The following is a 16015-nucleotide window of genomic DNA, read 5'->3' on the forward strand; positions in this document are numbered from 1 at the left end:
CTCTGGTGTCATGCACGAGCAAGAGCAGGCTCCCCCGCACGGTCCCGCCCACGGTCCCCTCGCCGGTTTCACGGTCGGCGTCACCGCGGCCCGCCGCGCCGACGAGCTCGGCGCGCTGCTGCAGCGCCGCGGCGCGTCGGTCCTGCACGCCCCCGCGCTGCGGATCGTGCCGCTCGCCGACGACGCCGAGCTCCTCGACGCCACCAAGGGCCTCATCGCCCAGGCCCCCGACATCGTGCTCGCCACCACCGCGATCGGCTTCCGCGGCTGGCTGGAGGCCGCGGACGGCTGGGGGTACGGCGACGACCTGCTCGCCCGCCTGAGGGGCGCGCAGGTCCTCGCCCGGGGCCCCAAGGTCAAGGGCGCCGTCCGGGCCGCCGGGCTCACCGAGGACTGGTCGCCCGCCTCGGACTCCATGGCCGAGGTCCTGGAGCGGCTCCTCGCCCAGGACGTCACCGGGAGGCGCATCGCGCTCCAGTTGCACGGGGAGCCGCTGCCCGGGTTCGTGGAGGCGCTGCGGGACGCCGGGGCGGACGTCGTGGTCGTCCCGGTCTACCGGTGGATGCCGCCCGAGGACCTCGCACCGCTGGACCGGCTGATCGACGCCACCGTGGCCCGCTCCCTGGACGCGGTGACCTTCACCAGCGCGCCGGCGGGCGCCTCGATGCTGGCCCGCGCCGAGAGCCGGGGCCTGCTGCCGGAACTGCTCGACGCGCTGCACCACGGGGTGCTCGCCGCGTGCGTGGGACCCGTCACCGCCCTGCCGCTCCAGGCGCACGGCATCGACACCGTGCAGCCCGAGCGGTTCCGCCTCGGGCCGCTGGTGCAGCTGCTCTGCCAGGAGCTCCCGGCCCGGGCCCGTACGCTGCCGGTCGCCGGGCGGCGCATCGAGATCCGGGGCCACGCCGTCCTCGTCGATGGCGACCTGAGGCCCGTGCCCCCGGCGGGCATGTCGCTCCTGCACGCGCTCGCCCGCCGCCCCGGCTGGGTCGTCTCCCGCGCCGACCTGCTGCGCGCCCTGCCGGGCGCGGGCCGCGACGAACACGCCGTCGAGACGGCGATGGCCCGCCTCCGCGCGGCCCTCGGCGCGCCGAAGCTCATCCAGACGGTCGTCAAGCGCGGCTACCGGCTGGCCCTGGACCCGGGCGGAGACGCCAAGTACGCGGGCGAGCAGCACCCGTAGGGAGTCCTACGGTGGCGGGATGACGATCCTCATCCGCCCCGCCGACCCCGCCGACGCCCCCGCGCTCGCCGACGCACTCGCCCGCAACCGCGCCGCCATGCGCCCCTGGGAACCGCGCCGCGCCGACGCGTACTACACCGCCGAGGAGCAGTACGCCCGGCTCACCGCGCCCAACAGCCGGATGTGGCTCGCCTGCCACGAGGAGGACGTCGTCGGCTGCGCCACGCTCTCCGGCATCGCGCTCGGCCCCTTCCGCAGCGCCTTCCTCGGCTACTGGGTCGACGCCGCGCACACCGGGCGCGGGCTCGCCACCCGGATCGTCGCCGAGGTGTGCCGGGCCGCCCGCGAGGAGCTCGGGCTGCACCGGATCGAGGCGGCCACCGTCCTCGCCAACGCCGCCTCCCAACGCGTCCTGGCCAAGGGCGGGTTCGAGCGGATCGGAACGGCCCCCGCCTATCTGCACATCGACGGCGCGTGGCGCGACCACCACCTCTACCAGCGGATTCTCCACAACGACCCGCCGCCGCAGGCGTAGGAGCGGAAGCCGGCGAAAAAAGAATCCGCGCGCGTTGAGAAGAATCCCGCCCGCCTCCGTAGTCATGAACGACAACGACTCAGACAGGGTCTCGACCGGGAGGTGCAGGTGCGCAAGGATGCCGCCGTGGCCGATGACCGTCGGGGAGCGCATCGGGCCCGGCATCGCGCTGTGCCGCCACGCAACGACAACACCTCCGTCCCGGACGAGGAGTTGATGCGTGCGCTCTACCGTGAACACGCCGGCCCCCTGCTCGCCTACGTACTGCGTCTCGTCGCGGGCGACCGCCAGCGCGCCGAGGACGTCGTACAGGAGACACTCATCCGTGCCTGGAAGAACGCCGGTCAGCTCAACCGGGCAACCGGCTCCGTCCGACCCTGGCTGGTGACGGTCGCCCGGCGCATCGTCATCGACGGCCACCGCAGCCGGCAGGCCCGGCCGCAGGAGGTCGACCCGTCGCCGCTCGAGGTCATGCCCGCGGAGGACGAGATCGACAAGGCGTTGTGGCTGATGACGCTCTCTGACGCGCTCGACGATTTGAGCCCGGCCCACCGGGAAGTATTGGTCGAGACTTATTTCAAGGGGCGTACGGTCAACGAGGCTGCCGAGACGCTCGGCATACCCAGCGGGACCGTCCGGTCCCGGGTGTTCTACGCACTGCGTTCCATGAAGCTCGCACTGGAGGAGAGGGGGATCTCGGCATGACGACGTACGAGAACGAGTCGGTGCACGACGCCGTCGGCGCGTACGCGCTCGGAATTCTCGACGACGCCGAGGCCACCGCCTTCGAAACGCATCTGGCCGGCTGCCCGGTGTGCGCCCACCACCTGGAGGAGTTCTCCGGGATGGAGCCCATGCTGGCCATGCTCGCGGAAGGTCCCGGACCGTCCGCCCAGCCGGTCAGCCTGCCCATGCCGGAGCCGCTGCGCGGCGGGGAGACACGCCTGTTCGACCGGATCGTCGACGAGGTCGCCGCCAAGCGCGCCCAGCGCCGGCGCCGTACGCGCTATCTGGTCGCCGCCGCGGCCGCCCTGATCATCGCCGGTCCGGCGACCGCGGTGGTCGTCACCTCGTCCGGCGACGACTCACGGCCCGCCGTCGCCCTCGACCCCCACCCGACCAGCCCCGCCGAGGACGCCTTCTTCCACCACATGGAGCAGAAGGAGTCCGCGGTCGACGCCACCACCAAGGTCAGCGCCACCGTCGGCACCGAGCGCAAGGCCTGGGGCACGCACACCGTGCTGGAGCTCAAGAACGTCAAGGGCCCGCTCAAGTGCAACCTGATCGCCGTCTCCAAGACGGGCGAGGAGGAGATCATCACCTCCTGGTCCGTCCCGAAGTGGGGGTACGGCATCCCGGACAGCCCCGACAAGGCGGCCAGGAACCCGCTGTACGTCCACGGCGGCGCCGCCATGGAGCGCGACGACATCGATCACTTCGAGGTGAGGACGTTCGAAGGGAACCGGCTCGTGACGGTACCCGCCTGACATTCGCGGTCCCCCTGGCGTAGGCTCGACGGCTGCCCAATGCACGTCAGAAGGGGGCCTCGGTGGCCGCGCAGGAAGCCGTCGGTGGTGTCGATACGATCCGTGACCGCGAGATCGGTATCGAACAGGACCACCTGGACCAGGTGTACCGCCGCCTCGAGGAGAAGATCCACGAGGCGGAGTTCCTGATGAACGACGCCGCCCAGCGCGGCCAGGTCGGAACACCCGGCGCGCTCGCCGAGCGCGACGCCCAGGTGTTCCGCGCCGGGATCCACCTCAACCGGCTGAACAACGAGTACGAGGACTTCCTCTTCGGCCGCATCGACCTGCTCCGCGGCAAGGACGGCAAGAAGGGCCCCGACGGCGCGTACACGTCCGTCGAGCCCGCCGACGACGCCGTGGGGCCGGACAACACCGCCGAGATCGGGGAGACCCTCCACATCGGCCGCATCGGCGTCCTCGACGCCGACTACTCGCCGCTGGTCATCGACTGGCGCGCCCCGGCCGCCGCGCCCTTCTACCGCTCCACGCCCGTCGAGCCGGGCCGGGTCGTACGCCGCCGGGTCATCCGCTCCAAGGGGCGCAGGGTCCTCGGCGTCGAGGACGACCTGATGCGGCCCGAGCTGACCGCGACGCTGGACGGCGCCGAGCTGCCGGTGATCGGCGACGGCGCGCTGATGGCCGCGCTCGGCCAGGCCCGCAGCCACACCATGCGCGACATCGTCGCCTCCATCCAGGCGGAGCAGGACCTCGTCATCCGCGCGCCCGCCGCCTCCGTGACGTACGTCGAGGGCGGCCCCGGCACCGGGAAGACGGCGGTCGCGCTGCACCGCGCCGCCTACCTGCTCTACCAGGACCGGCGCCGGTACGCGGGCGGCATCCTGATCGTCTCGCCGACCCCGCTGCTGGTCGCCTACACCGAGGGCGTCCTGCCGTCGCTGGGCGAGGAGGGCCAGGTGGCCATCCGCGCCGTCGGCAGCCTGGTCGACGGCGTCGAGGCGACGGTGTACGACGAGCCGGCCGTCGCCCGCGTCAAGGGCTCCTCGCGGATGCTCAAGGTGCTGCGGAAGGCCGCGCGCGGGGCCCTGGAGCAGGGCGGCGCGCCCGAGCGGCTGCGGGTCGTCGCCTTCGGGCGGCGCCTGGAGCTGGAGGCCGACGAGCTGAACCGGATCCGCCACAACGCGCTCGGCGGCACCGCGCCGGTGAACCTGCTGCGCCCGCGCGCCCGCAGACTCCTGCTCGACGCCCTGTACGCCAAGTCCGGGGCGGCCTCGCGGCACCCGGGCGACCCGGAGCTCGCCGCCGAGCTGCGCTCCTCCTTCGACGAGGACGTGACGACCGAGGACAGCTTCCTCGCCTTCCTCGACGCCTGGTGGCCCGAGCTCACCCCGCGCCGTGTGCTCGACACGATGGCCGACGAGAAGCGGCTGGGCCGCTGGGCCCGCCGGGTGCTCAACCCGGGCGAGGTGCGCCGCCTGGCCCGCTCCCTGCGGCGCCCGGAGCTCTCCGTGCACGACGTGGCGCTGCTGGACGAGCTCCAGGCGATCCTCGGCGCCCCGGCGCGCCCCCGCAAGAAGCGGGAGCTCGACCCGTTGGACCAGCTCACGGGCCTCGAGGAGCTCATGCCCGTACGGGAGGAGACGCAGCGCGAGCGGGCCGAGCGGCTGGCGCAGGAGCGCACCGAGTACGCGCACGTCATCGTCGACGAGGCGCAGGACCTCACGCCCATGCAGTGGCGCATGGTGGGCCGGCGCGGGCGCCACGCCACCTGGACGGTGGTCGGGGACCCGGCCCAGTCGTCGTGGCCGCTGCCGGACGAGGCCGCCGAGGCGCGCGACGAGGCGCTGGGCACCCGGCCGCGCCGCCGCTTCGAGCTGACCGTGAACTACCGCAACCCCGCCGAGATCGCCGAGCTGGCGGCGAAGGTGCTGGCGCTGGCCATGCCCGGCATGGAGGCCCCGCGCGCGGTCCGCTCGACGGGCGTGGAGCCCCGCTTCGTCGCTCTGCCGGACGGCGCGGACGGCGGGGACCTCGCCGAACTCGTACGGGAGGAGGCGCGGCGGCTGCTGGAGCGCGTGGACGGCACCGTGGGCGTCGTGGTGGCCATGGAGCGGCGGCGGCAGGCGGCGCGCTGGCTGGAGGAGCTCGGCGACCGGGTGGTGGCGCTGGGCAGCCTGGAGGCGAAGGGCCTGGAGTACGACGCGACGGTGGTGGTGTCGCCGGCGGAGATCGCCGACGAGTCCCCGGCCGGGCTGCGCGTGCTGTACGTGGCGCTCACCCGGGCGACGCAGCAGCTGACGGTGGTCTCCGGACGGCGCGACGAGCCGGACGCGGACGGGGTGCCGGACCTGCTCCGGGACTGATCCACGCACGGGTTCGGCGTCAACCGTCCGTAGGGGAATCACTTTCCGGAGTGGTTTGTTAGCCTGGGTGTTGGCACCGGCTCGATCCAAGCCCCCGGGCCCAACCTTAGTCGCTTCGAGCGACCACTTGCCGCGAGGCGAGCATGGCGGGTCGGTGCCACCCTTCGCGTGTACGAGCAGCAGGTCCGTGTCGTCAGACGATGACACGGACCTGCTGCTTTTTGGGTCCGGGGATCTTGGGGCTTCCGCCAAGCGGGCAGTTTCTCGTATGGTGGAAGTTAGTTTCCGAAAACTAAATGACCGCTATTACCTGTTACTCACAGGTAGGTGCGACCATCGGAGGGCTCCGCCCGGCCACCCGCCGGCGCGGCGCAGCAACGCAGCTAGGGAAAGAGGAACTCGGCCATGGCAACGGCGCCCAGCGTCTCGTACTCGATGACGGTCCGGCTGGAGGTGCCCGCGAGTGGAACCGCGGTCTCCCAGCTCACCACGGCCGTGGAGTCCTCCGGCGGCTCCGTCACCGGCCTCGACGTGACCGCATCCGGCCACGAGAAGCTGCGGATCGACGTCACGATCGCCGCCACGTCCACCGCGCACGCCGACGAGATCGTCGGCAAGCTGCGCTCCATCGAGGGCGTCGTACTCGGCAAGGTCTCCGACCGTACGTTCCTGATGCACCTCGGCGGCAAGATCGAGATGGCGAGCAAGCATCCCATCCGCAACCGTGACGACCTCTCCATGGTCTACACCCCGGGCGTCGCCCGCGTGTGCATGGCGATCGCCGAGAACCCCGAGGACGCCCGCCGCCTCACCATCAAGCGCAACTCCGTCGCCGTCGTGACCGACGGCTCCGCCGTGCTCGGCCTCGGCAACATCGGCCCCATGGCCGCCCTGCCGGTCATGGAGGGCAAGGCCGCCCTCTTCAAGCGGTTCGCCGGCATCGACGCCTGGCCGATCTGCCTGGACACCCAGGACTCCGACGCCATCGTCGAGATCGTCAAGGCCATCGCCCCCGGCTTCGCCGGCATCAACCTCGAGGACATCTCCGCGCCCCGCTGCTTCGAGATCGAGGCGCGGCTGCGGGAGGCCCTGGACATCCCGGTGTTCCACGACGACCAGCACGGCACTGCCATCGTTGTCCTCGCCGCCCTGACCAACGCCCTGCGCGTCGTCGGCAAGGCGATCGGCGACGTACGGGTCGTCATGTCGGGCGCCGGCGCCGCCGGTACGGCCATCCTCAAGCTCCTCATCGCGGCGGGCGTCAAGCACGCCGTCGTCGCCGACATCCACGGCGTGGTGCACGCGGGCCGCGAGGACCTCGTCTCCGCCGACCCCGACTCGGCGCTGCGCTGGATCGCCGACAACACCAACCCCGAGGGCGTCACCGGCACCCTCAAGCAGGCCGTGGCCGGCGCGGACGTCTTCATCGGCGTCTCCGCCCCGAACGTCCTCGGCGGCGACGACGTCGCGGCCATGGCGGACGACGCCATCGTGTTCGCGCTCGCGAACCCCGACCCCGAGGTGGACCCGGCAATCGCCCGCCAGACGGCGGCAGTTGTCGCCACCGGCCGGTCCGACTTCCCCAACCAGATCAACAACGTGCTGGTCTTCCCGGGTGTCTTCCGCGGCCTGCTCGACGCCCAGTCGCGCACCGTCAACACCGAGATGATGCTCGCGGCGGCGACCGCGCTGGCGGGGGTCGTCACCGAGGACGAGCTCAACGCGAACTACATCATCCCGTCGGTCTTCAACGACAAGGTCGCCGGCGCGGTCGCGGGCGCCGTGCGCGACGCCGCGAAGGCGGCGGGCGCGACGGTGGCGTCCGCCACGCCGTCGTCGGTCTGACCGTCGCGCGCCCCGGCGCGTGGCCGACGTCTCATCGCCGGCCGGCCGCCGGCCGACCGTCGGCGCTCTGAGGTTCGCGGCGCGCCGCGCGGGCCCGGAGCCGTACAGCCGCCCTGTCGGCCTTTAGGGTGGCGATTCGGCTCCGGGGAGTCCCGCATGATCGACCCAACGTCACCAGGACGGGCCAGTGGCGCTTTTCGTGTGACTCCGGAGGGTGCCGGATTGGCTTTCCCGCCGCTGGTGGGGGCAGGATGCGTATTCGGGCGCGAGGGTCTGACAGCAGACCCGGGTCCGGGGACTGTCCAAGGGCCCTGGCAGCATCGGCTTCGCTGTGCCCAACATGCGGCTCCGCCGCGTGGCACGCCTCACAGGCAGAAAGAACACGGGAGTAAGAACATGAACCGCAGTGAGCTGGTGGCCGCCCTGGCCGACCGCGCCGAGGTGACCCGCAAGGACGCCGACGCCGTGCTGGCCGCGCTCGCCGAGACCATCGGTGAGGTCGTCGCCAAGGGCGACGAGAAGGTCACCATCCCCGGCTTCCTGACCTTCGAGCGCACCCACCGTGCCGCTCGCACCGCTCGTAACCCGCAGACCGGCGAGCCGATCAACATCCCGGCCGGCTACAGCGTGAAGGTCTCCGCGGGCTCGAAGCTCAAGGAAGCCGCGAAGGGCAAGTAAGCCCCCTGGGCGCCGGCCGCGCACCGGCCGGGCGCCACTGGGCACGAGACGTGACAGAAGGGCGGCCACCCCACCGAGGGTGGCCGCCCTTCTGTTCGTCCGCACACGGGCCCGTACAGCCCCGCAGAAGGCCTTGTACGCGCCAGACGCCGACGGCCCCCGCGAGGTGCGGGGGCCGTCGGCGTCTGTGCGGGGTCGGCGCGTTACACGCCGTCAGATCGCAGCGGTGGCCGGGAGTTCGACCTTCGCGCCCAACTCCACCAACTTCTCCATGAAGTTCTCGTAGCCGCGGTTGATCAGGTCGATGCCGTGGACCCGCGAGGTCCCCTGCGCCGCCAGGGCCGCGATCAGGTACGAGAAGCCGCCGCGCAGGTCCGGGATGACCAGGTCGGCGCCCTGGAGCTTCGTCGGGCCCGACACGACCGCGGAGTGCAGGAAGTTGCGCTGGCCGAAGCGGCAGTCCGAGCCGCCCAGGCACTCGCGGTACAGCTGGATGTGCGCGCCCATCTGGTTCAGCGCGGAGGTGAAGCCGAGCCGGGACTCGTACACCGTCTCGTGGATGATGGACAGGCCCGCCGCCTGCGTCAGGGCCACCACCAGCGGCTGCTGCCAGTCGGTCTGGAAACCGGGGTGCACGTCCGTCTCCAGGGCGATCGCGTTGAGCGCGCCGCCCGGGTGCCAGAAGCGGATGCCCTCGTCGTCGATCTCGAAGGCGCCACCCACCTTCCGGTACGTGTTGAGGAACGTCATCATCGAACGCTGCTGCGCGCCGCGCACGTAGATGTTGCCCTCGGTCGCCAGCGCCGCCGACGCCCAGGAGGCCGCCTCCAGACGGTCCGGGAGCGCGCGGTGGGTGTAGCCGCCGAGCTTGTCGACACCGGTGATCCGGATCGTCCGGTCGGTGTCCATGGAGATGATGGCGCCCATCTTCTGCAGGACGCAGATGAGGTCCTCGATCTCCGGTTCCACCGCGGCGTTGGACAGCTCCGTCACGCCCTCCGCCAGTACGGCGGTGAGCAGCACCTGCTCGGTCGAGCCGACCGAGGGGTACGGCAGACGGATCTTGCAGCCGCGCAGCCGCTGCGGGGCCTCCAGGTACTGGCCGTCCGCCCGCTTCTCGATGGTCGCGCCGAACTGGCGCAGCACGTCGAAGTGGAAGTCGATCGGCCGGCCGCCGATGTCGCAGCCGCCCAGGCCCGGGATGAAGGCGTGGCCGAGGCGGTGCAGCAGCGGACCGCAGAAGAGGATCGGGATGCGCGACGAGCCCGCGTGGGCATCGATGTCGGCGACGTTGGCGGACTCGACGTAGGTCGGGTCCAGGACCAGTTCGCCCGGCTCGTCACCGGGACGCACGGTCACGCCGTGCAGCTGCAGCAGCCCGCGCACCACCCGGACGTCACGGATGTCGGGCACGTTGCGCAGGCGGCTCGGCTCACTGCCGAGCAGGGCGGCGACCATCGCCTTGGGCACGAGGTTCTTCGCGCCGCGGACGCGGATCTCGCCCTCCAGCGGGGTTCCGCCGTGGACAAGCAGTACATCGTCTGTGCCGGTCATGAATCTCGCGTTCCGGGAGTCAGGGGCAGGGGGCCAGGGAAAAGGGTAAGGGGCTTCGGACCCTGTACCGGTAGGGCGAGGGGCTACGTCAGATGTAATGAATTCGGCACAACACCCTCTGCTTTCCCGCCCTTGCGGAGGGTTACGGTCCACTTCCAGCCACGAGCCGTTCCCGGGTGGCCGGAGTCGGCCCGTCCCTCGACCCCCCGCTGCGGCCCGAAGTGCGGGATCATGTCGGCATGACCGAGGTGTCCTCGCTCACAGGACGGCTGCTCGTGGCCACCCCCGCGCTGGTGGACCCCAACTTCGACCGCGCGGTGGTACTGCTGCTCGACCACGACGACGAAGGCTCGCTCGGCGTGGTCCTGAACAGACCGACGCCCGTCGGCGTCGGCGACATCCTCGAACCCTGGGCCCCGCTGGCCGGGGAGCCGGGCGTCGTCTTCCAGGGCGGGCCCGTCTCGCTGGACGCGGCGCTCGGCCTCGCCGTGATCCCGGGCGACGAGGGCCCGCTGGGCTGGCGGCGCGTGTACGGCGCGATCGGGCTCGTGGACCTGGAGACGCCGCCGGAGCTGATCGCGGCGGCGCTCGGCTCGCTGCGGATCTTCGCCGGGTACGCGGGCTGGGGCCCGGGCCAGCTGGAGGAGGAGCTGGCCGGCGGGGCGTGGTTCGTCGTCGACTCGGAACCGGGCGACGTCTCGTCGCCGCGGCCCGAGAACCTGTGGCGCGAGGTGCTGCGGCGGCAGCGCAGCGAGCTGGCGATGATCGCGACGTATCTGGACGACCCGTCGCTGAACTGACTCCTTCGGTCGCTGTCCGCGCGGGGGTACCCTTGGAGCTCATGAGCACTCTTGAGCCCGAGCGCGGGGCAGGTACGGGAACCCTCGTTGAGCCGACACCGCAGGTGTCGCACGGCGACGGCGACCACGAGCGCTTCGCCCACTACGTCCAGAAGGACAAGATCATGGCGAGCGCCCTCGACGGCACTCCCGTGGTGGCGCTGTGCGGAAAGGTCTGGGTGCCCGGGCGCGACCCGAAGAAGTACCCGGTCTGCCCGATGTGCAAGGAGATCTACGAGTCCATGGGCGCCGGCGGCGACAAGGACAAGGGCGGCAAGGACAAGAAGTAACCCGACCGGTACGGGTCGGGGCCGGAGCCCCCGGGAGCGCGCGTGACGTGCGCACCCGGGGGCTCCGTCGTGTCCGCTCGTCCCTGGTGCCGCTGACTGGTTCAGACCTCTTGTGGGCCCGGTCGGGGCCGCTTTACCCTCCTGCGTGTGTTGTGCAGCACGAAACGCCCGTTGCGCATGGTGCAACGCAGCCGCTGTCGCCGCCTCGGAGGGGGACCCCTGCCCGTGAAGCTTCCTGCCCGGATACCCCGCCTGGCGGCCACGGCCGCCGCCCTCGTGTCCTTACTGCTGGCCGGAGCCTGCGCCCCGCAGACCTCCGGCACCTCCCCGAAGAAGGACGAGAAGAGCGGCACCCTGCGCGTCTGGCTCTTCCGTGAGGTGAACAACACACCGAAGGAACGGGTCGTCGACGCCGCCGTCGCCGCCTTCGAGAAGCGGCACGCGGGCACGGACGTCCGGGTCGAGTACATCCCCGTCGACATCCGCGCGCAGCGGATCAAGGCCGCCTTCAACGACCCGGCGAGCGCCCCCGACCTCGTCGAGTACGGCAACACCGACACCGCCGGATACGTGAAGGAGGGCGGACTCGCCGACATCGGCGCGGAGTTCGCCGCCTGGCCCGACGCCAAGGACACCGACCCGACGGCGCGCGCCTCCGTCACGGTCGACGGGAAGGTGTACGGGGCGCCGCTCTTCGTCGGCGTACGGGCGCTGTACTACCGCACGGACGTCTTCCGGGAGCTGGGCCTTCCGGTCCCGAGGTCCCAGCAGGAGCTGATCGCGACGGCCAAGCGCATCCGGCAGGCGAAGCCCGGGCTGTACGGGATCGCCGTCGGCGGCGCGTACACGTACGGCGCCCTGCCCTTCATCTGGGCGCACGGCGGCGAACTCGCGGTGGCGCGCGGCGGCTCGTACACCTCCGCCGTCGACGGCGAGGCGGCGCGCAGGGGCATCGCGGCGTACACCTCGCTCTTCGGCGACGACAACTGCCCGGCCGCCACGTGCGCCTCGATGGGCGGCAACGCGACGGTCACGGCGTTCGCCTCCGGCAAGGCGGCCATGGCGATCGGCGGTGACTTCAGCCGGGCGGCCGTCGAGGCGGGGACGGTGAAGGGCGCGTACGCGGTGGTGCCGCTGCCGGGCGTACGTCCCGGATCGGTGGCGCCGGCGTTCGCAGGCGGGAACAACCTCGGGGTGCTGAAGAGCAGTTCGCACCGCACGCTCGCCGTCGACCTGCTGAAGTCCCTGGCCGGGAAGGCGACCCAGAACGAGCTCTTCGACGCGATGGGCTTCCTGCCGACCTACACCGACGTGCGCGCGGCGGCCGCGAAGAGGCAGCCCGCCCTGCAGCCCTTCATCGACACGCTGGCGGCCGGGACGAAGTTCGTCCCCGCGTCGGCGGCCTGGGGGCGGCTCGACGCATCGCTGGTGCTGCCCACGATGTTCCAGGAGATCGTCAGCGGCCGTAAGGACGTGGCCACGGCGGCGGACGACGCGGCGGCGAAGATGAACGCGGCGTTCGCGTCGGCGCGTTGAGCGCCGTGAGCGGACCGGGCCGTCGCGGGCTCCACCGTGGGGTCCGCCGTGGGGGATGGGCGCCGTGGCTGTACCTCGCGCCCGCGCTGGCCGTGCTCGCGGGGCTGCTCGTGTACCCCGTCTACCAACTGGGGCTCATCTCCTTCCTGGAGTACACCCAGGCGCAGGTCAGCGGCGGCGAACCGACCTCCTTCCAGGGGTTCGGCAACTACGCGGCCCTCTTCCGCGACGAGCAGTTCCGGCAGGTGCTCCTCGCCACCGTGCTCTTCGCCGCCGCCTGCGTCACCGCCACCCTCGCCGTCGGCTGCGGCCTCGCCGTCCTCCTCACGCGCGTGCGCGCCGTACCGCGCCTCGCCCTGATGCTCGCCGCGCTCGGCGCCTGGGCGACACCCGCCGTCACCGGGTCCACCGTGTGGGTGTTCCTCTTCGACCCCGACTTCGGGCCCGTCAACCGGCTGTTGGGCCTCGGCGACTTCTCGTGGACGTACGGCCGCTACAGCGCCTTCGCGCTCGTCCTCTTCGAGGTGGTGTGGTGCTCGTTCCCGTTCGTGATGATCACCGTCTACGCGGGCATCTTGGCCATCCCCGCCGGGGTCCTGGAGGCCGCCGCGCTCGACGGCGCCTCGCAGTGGCGGACCTGGCGCTCCGTCACCGCGCCGCTGCTGCGGCCGATCCTGGCCGTCGTCACCATCCAGTCGGTCATCTGGGACTTCAAGGTCTTCACGCAGATCTACGTCATGACCAACGGCGGCGGCATCGCCGGCCAGAACCTCGTCCTCAACGTGTACGCCTACCAGAAGGCCTTCGCGTCCTCCCAGTACAGCCTCGGCTCGGCCATCGGCGTCGTCATGCTGCTGATCCTGCTCGCCGTCACGCTGGTGTACCTGCGGTTGCTGCGCCGCCAGGGAGGCGAGCTGTGAACCGCCTCCGCCCGCGCGCGCCCGGTCGCCTGGCCGCCGACGCCGCCGCCCTCCTCGTCGCGGGCGTCGTCGCCTTCCCCCTGTACTGGATGGTCCTCTCCGCCTTCAAGCCGGCCGGCGAGATCCAGTCCACCGACGCCCGCCCCTGGACGCTCGCCCCGTCCCTCGACTCCTTCCGCCGCGTCTTCCAACAGGAGGACTTCGGCCGCTACTTCCTCAACAGCCTCCTCGTCGCCTCCGCCGTCGTCGTCGCGTCCGCGCTCATCGCCTTCCTCGCGGCCACCGCCGTCACCCGCTTCCGGTTCCGCTTCCGTACGACGCTGCTCGTGATGTTCCTCGTCGCGCAGATGGTCCCGATCGAGGCGCTGACCATCCCGCTCTTCTTCCTGATGCGGGACCTCGGCCAGCTCAACACCCTCGGCTCGCTGATCCTGCCGCACCTCGCCTTCTCCCTCCCCTTCGCGATCTGGATGCTCCGCGGCTTCGTCAAGGCGGTCCCCGAGGCACTGGAGGAGGCCGCGTACCTCGACGGCGCGAGCCGGGGACGCTTCCTGTGGCGGATCCTCTTCCCGCTGGTCTTCCCCGGGCTCGTCGCGACGAGCGTCTTCTCCTTCATCTCCACCTGGAACGACTTCCTCTTCGCGAAGTCGTTCCTCGTCAGCGACACCTCGCAGTCGACCCTCCCCATGGCGCTCCTCGTCTTCTTCAAACCGGACGAGAACGACTGGGGCGGCATAATGGCCGCGTCGACGGTGATGACCATCCCGGTGCTGGTCTTCTTCGTACTCGTACAGCGCCGCCTGGTGTCCGGGCTCGGCGGCGCGGTGAAGGACTGACCCATGGAGCCCCTCGACCTGATCCCCGCCCCCTCCCGTTCCCGGGAGGTGCCGCCCCCCGGCCTCGACCCCCTCGACACGGACACCCAACTGGAGGCCCAGCCGGGCACCGAGGGCGTCGCGCGCTGGTTCCGCGCCACGATCGGCGCCGCCACCGGGCTCCCCTTCCCGGACGGGAACGACGACGACAACCGCATCGTGCTGAGCATCGAACCGGGGCTGGCGCCCGAGGGGTACCGCATCGTCATCGACGGGTACGCCCGGCGCATCCAGGGCGGCAGCGCCGCGGGCGTCTTCTGGGGCGCCCAGACGTTCCGGCAGCTCCTCGGCCCCGACGCGTACCGCAGGGCGCCCATCGGCCCGCGCGGCCGGGACTGGTACGTGCCCACGGTCGTCATCGAGGACGAGCCCCGCTTCCCCTGGCGTGGCCTCCTGCTCGACGTCGCCCGCCACTTCCTCCCCAAGGACGACGTCCTGCGCTACGTCGACCTCCTGGCCGCCCACAAGCTCAACGTCCTCCACCTCCACCTCACCGACGACCAGGGCTGGCGCGTCGAGATCCGGCGCCACCCCCGCCTCACGGAGGTCGGCGCCTGGCGGCCGCGGACGAAGCGGGGGCACCGGGCCTCGGAGCTCTGGTACGACACCCCGCACGGCGGCTTCTACACGCACGACGACATCCGCGAGATCGTCGCGTACGCCGCCGAGCGGCACGTCCGCATCGTCCCGGAGATCGACCTCCCCGGCCACGCGCAGGCCGCCATCGCCGCGTACCCGGAGCTCGGCAACACCGACGTCGTCGACACGAGCGCGCTCTCCGTCTGGGACACCTGGGGCGTCAACCCGAACGTCCTCGCCCCCACCGACACCACCCTCCGCTTCTTCGAGGAGGTGCTGGAGGAGGTCCTCGACCTCTTCCCCTCCCCGTACATCCACCTGGGCGGCGACGAGTGCCCCAAGGACCAGTGGAAGGCGTCCCCGACCGCACAGTCCCGCATCAAGGAGCTCGGCCTGGCGGACGAGTACGAGCTCCAGTCCTGGTTCATCCGGCACTTCGACCGCTGGCTGGCGGAGCGGGGCCGCCGCCTGATCGGGTGGGACGAGATCCTGGAGGGCGAGACGACATCGTTGGGCCTCGCGCCCGGCGCCACCGTCGCCTCCTGGCGCGGGTACGCCGGCGGGATGGCCGCCGCCGAGGCCGGCCACGACGTCGTCATGTGCCCCGAACAGCACGTCTACCTCGACCACCGGCAGCACGGCGGCCCTGACGAGCCCGTGCCCATCGGGTTCGTCCGCACCCTGGAGGACGTCTACCGCTTCGACCCCGTACCGCCGGGACTCTCCCCGGAGGCCGCCGCGCACGTCATCGGCACCCAGGCCAACGCCTGGACCGAGGCCATGGAGACCCGCGCCCGCGTCGACTACCAGGTCTTCCCCCGCCTCGCCGCCTTCGCCGAGGTCGCCTGGTCCACCGGCCTCCCGGCCCCCGCCGAGCGCGACTTCGCGGACTTCGAACGCCGCATGGGCGTCCACTACCGGCGCCTGGACGCGCTCGGCGTCGACTACCGGCCGCCCAGCGGCCCGTTGCCGTGGCAGCGGCGCCCCGGCGTACTCGGACGCCCGATCGAGGGGCCGCCCCCGAACGTGTGAGCCCGGCCCGAACGGAGCCCGCCGCGCGCCCGCCGCCTGCCACGGTGGAGGCCGTCCGGAACAAGCCGTACAAGGTCGCCGAGAAGTGGCAATGACGTCGCAATCCGCACCTGCCGCCGATCGCGCGGCAAACCCGCCCATCCCGCAGGTCACGGGACGTCCGGGGCGGATGCGCCCTTCGCGGACCCTCGCGTCGAGCAGCCCGGAAGATGTGCCAGAGTTGCCACGTCGGCTCTGTGAGCACGTACGGTACGGCAACACAGGCGGGACAGCCGGGGACATCCGGGGACACCGGGAAG

The 16015-nt window shown here is 71.8% G+C and carries 14 protein-coding genes; 13 read left to right on the forward strand and 1 reads right to left on the reverse strand.

Annotation, left to right across the window (positions count from 1 at the left end; all coding sequences use genetic code 11):
- Positions 1–10 precede the first annotated feature (10 nt).
- The 7 genes from AB0A69_RS18860 (at position 11) to AB0A69_RS18890 (ending at position 8091) form a co-directional block, all read left to right on the forward strand.
- The gene (locus AB0A69_RS18860; RefSeq protein ID WP_361422692.1) at positions 11–1183 is read left to right on the forward strand and encodes a uroporphyrinogen-III synthase; all 1173 of its coding nucleotides are present in this window, start codon (positions 11–13) and stop codon (positions 1181–1183) included.
- A 19-nt stretch (positions 1184–1202) separates the two neighbouring features.
- Positions 1203–1718 (forward strand): GNAT family protein, encoded by a 516-nt coding sequence (locus tag AB0A69_RS18865; RefSeq protein WP_361422695.1) that lies wholly within the window; start codon positions 1203–1205, stop codon positions 1716–1718.
- 102 nt (positions 1719–1820) lie between these two features.
- Complete coding sequence (locus tag AB0A69_RS18870) at positions 1821–2423, forward strand: sigma-70 family RNA polymerase sigma factor (RefSeq protein WP_355363460.1); 603 nt, start codon at positions 1821–1823, stop codon at positions 2421–2423.
- Positions 2420–3205: a zf-HC2 domain-containing protein gene (locus AB0A69_RS18875; RefSeq protein ID WP_361422698.1), complete on the forward strand. Its 786-nt coding sequence runs from the start codon at positions 2420–2422 to the stop codon at positions 3203–3205. The genes AB0A69_RS18870 and AB0A69_RS18875 overlap by 4 nt, the downstream gene beginning before the upstream one ends.
- Before the next feature lie 62 nt (positions 3206–3267).
- Entirely contained in the window at positions 3268–5568 is a 2301-nt protein-coding gene (locus AB0A69_RS18880; protein ID WP_361422700.1) for a UvrD-helicase domain-containing protein, read from the forward strand.
- Positions 5569–5973: 405 nt separating this feature from the next.
- Complete coding sequence (locus AB0A69_RS18885) at positions 5974–7413, forward strand: NAD-dependent malic enzyme (protein WP_361422703.1); 1440 nt, start codon at positions 5974–5976, stop codon at positions 7411–7413.
- A gap of 396 nt (positions 7414–7809) precedes the next feature.
- Entirely contained in the window at positions 7810–8091 is a 282-nt protein-coding gene (locus AB0A69_RS18890) for an HU family DNA-binding protein (RefSeq protein WP_023588435.1), read from the forward strand.
- 213 nt (positions 8092–8304) lie between these two features.
- Here AB0A69_RS18890 and murA read toward each other — a convergent pair whose 3' ends face one another.
- Complete coding sequence (murA, locus tag AB0A69_RS18895) at positions 8305–9645, reverse strand: UDP-N-acetylglucosamine 1-carboxyvinyltransferase (protein WP_361422707.1); 1341 nt, start codon at positions 9643–9645, stop codon at positions 8305–8307.
- Positions 9646–9884: 239 nt separating this feature from the next.
- Here murA and AB0A69_RS18900 point away from each other — a divergent pair, with 239 nt between their 5' ends.
- The 6 genes from AB0A69_RS18900 to AB0A69_RS18925 all read left to right on the forward strand — a co-directional run bounded on the left by AB0A69_RS18900 (position 9885) and on the right by AB0A69_RS18925 (position 15716).
- Positions 9885–10445 (forward strand): YqgE/AlgH family protein, encoded by a 561-nt coding sequence (locus tag AB0A69_RS18900; protein ID WP_361422710.1) that lies wholly within the window; start codon positions 9885–9887, stop codon positions 10443–10445.
- A 41-nt stretch (positions 10446–10486) separates the two neighbouring features.
- Positions 10487–10774 (forward strand): DUF3039 domain-containing protein, encoded by a 288-nt coding sequence (locus tag AB0A69_RS18905; protein WP_063835429.1) that lies wholly within the window; start codon positions 10487–10489, stop codon positions 10772–10774.
- A 225-nt stretch (positions 10775–10999) separates the two neighbouring features.
- The gene (locus AB0A69_RS18910) at positions 11000–12310 is read left to right on the forward strand and encodes an extracellular solute-binding protein (RefSeq protein WP_361422714.1); all 1311 of its coding nucleotides are present in this window, start codon (positions 11000–11002) and stop codon (positions 12308–12310) included.
- A 5-nt stretch (positions 12311–12315) separates the two neighbouring features.
- On the forward strand, positions 12316–13230 hold the full coding sequence (locus AB0A69_RS18915) for a sugar ABC transporter permease (RefSeq protein ID WP_361422717.1): 915 nt from the start codon (positions 12316–12318) through the stop codon (positions 13228–13230).
- Positions 13227–14066, forward strand: a complete 840-nt coding sequence (locus AB0A69_RS18920; protein ID WP_361422720.1) for a carbohydrate ABC transporter permease — start codon at positions 13227–13229, stop codon at positions 14064–14066. The genes AB0A69_RS18915 and AB0A69_RS18920 overlap by 4 nt, the downstream gene beginning before the upstream one ends.
- Positions 14067–14069: 3 nt before the next feature.
- Complete coding sequence (locus tag AB0A69_RS18925; protein ID WP_361422723.1) at positions 14070–15716, forward strand: beta-N-acetylhexosaminidase; 1647 nt, start codon at positions 14070–14072, stop codon at positions 15714–15716.
- Positions 15717–16015: the final 299 nt, after the last annotated feature.

It is taken from the genome of Streptomyces sp. NPDC045431 (assembly GCF_040646655.1).
Classification (GTDB): domain Bacteria; phylum Actinomycetota; class Actinomycetes; order Streptomycetales; family Streptomycetaceae; genus Streptomyces.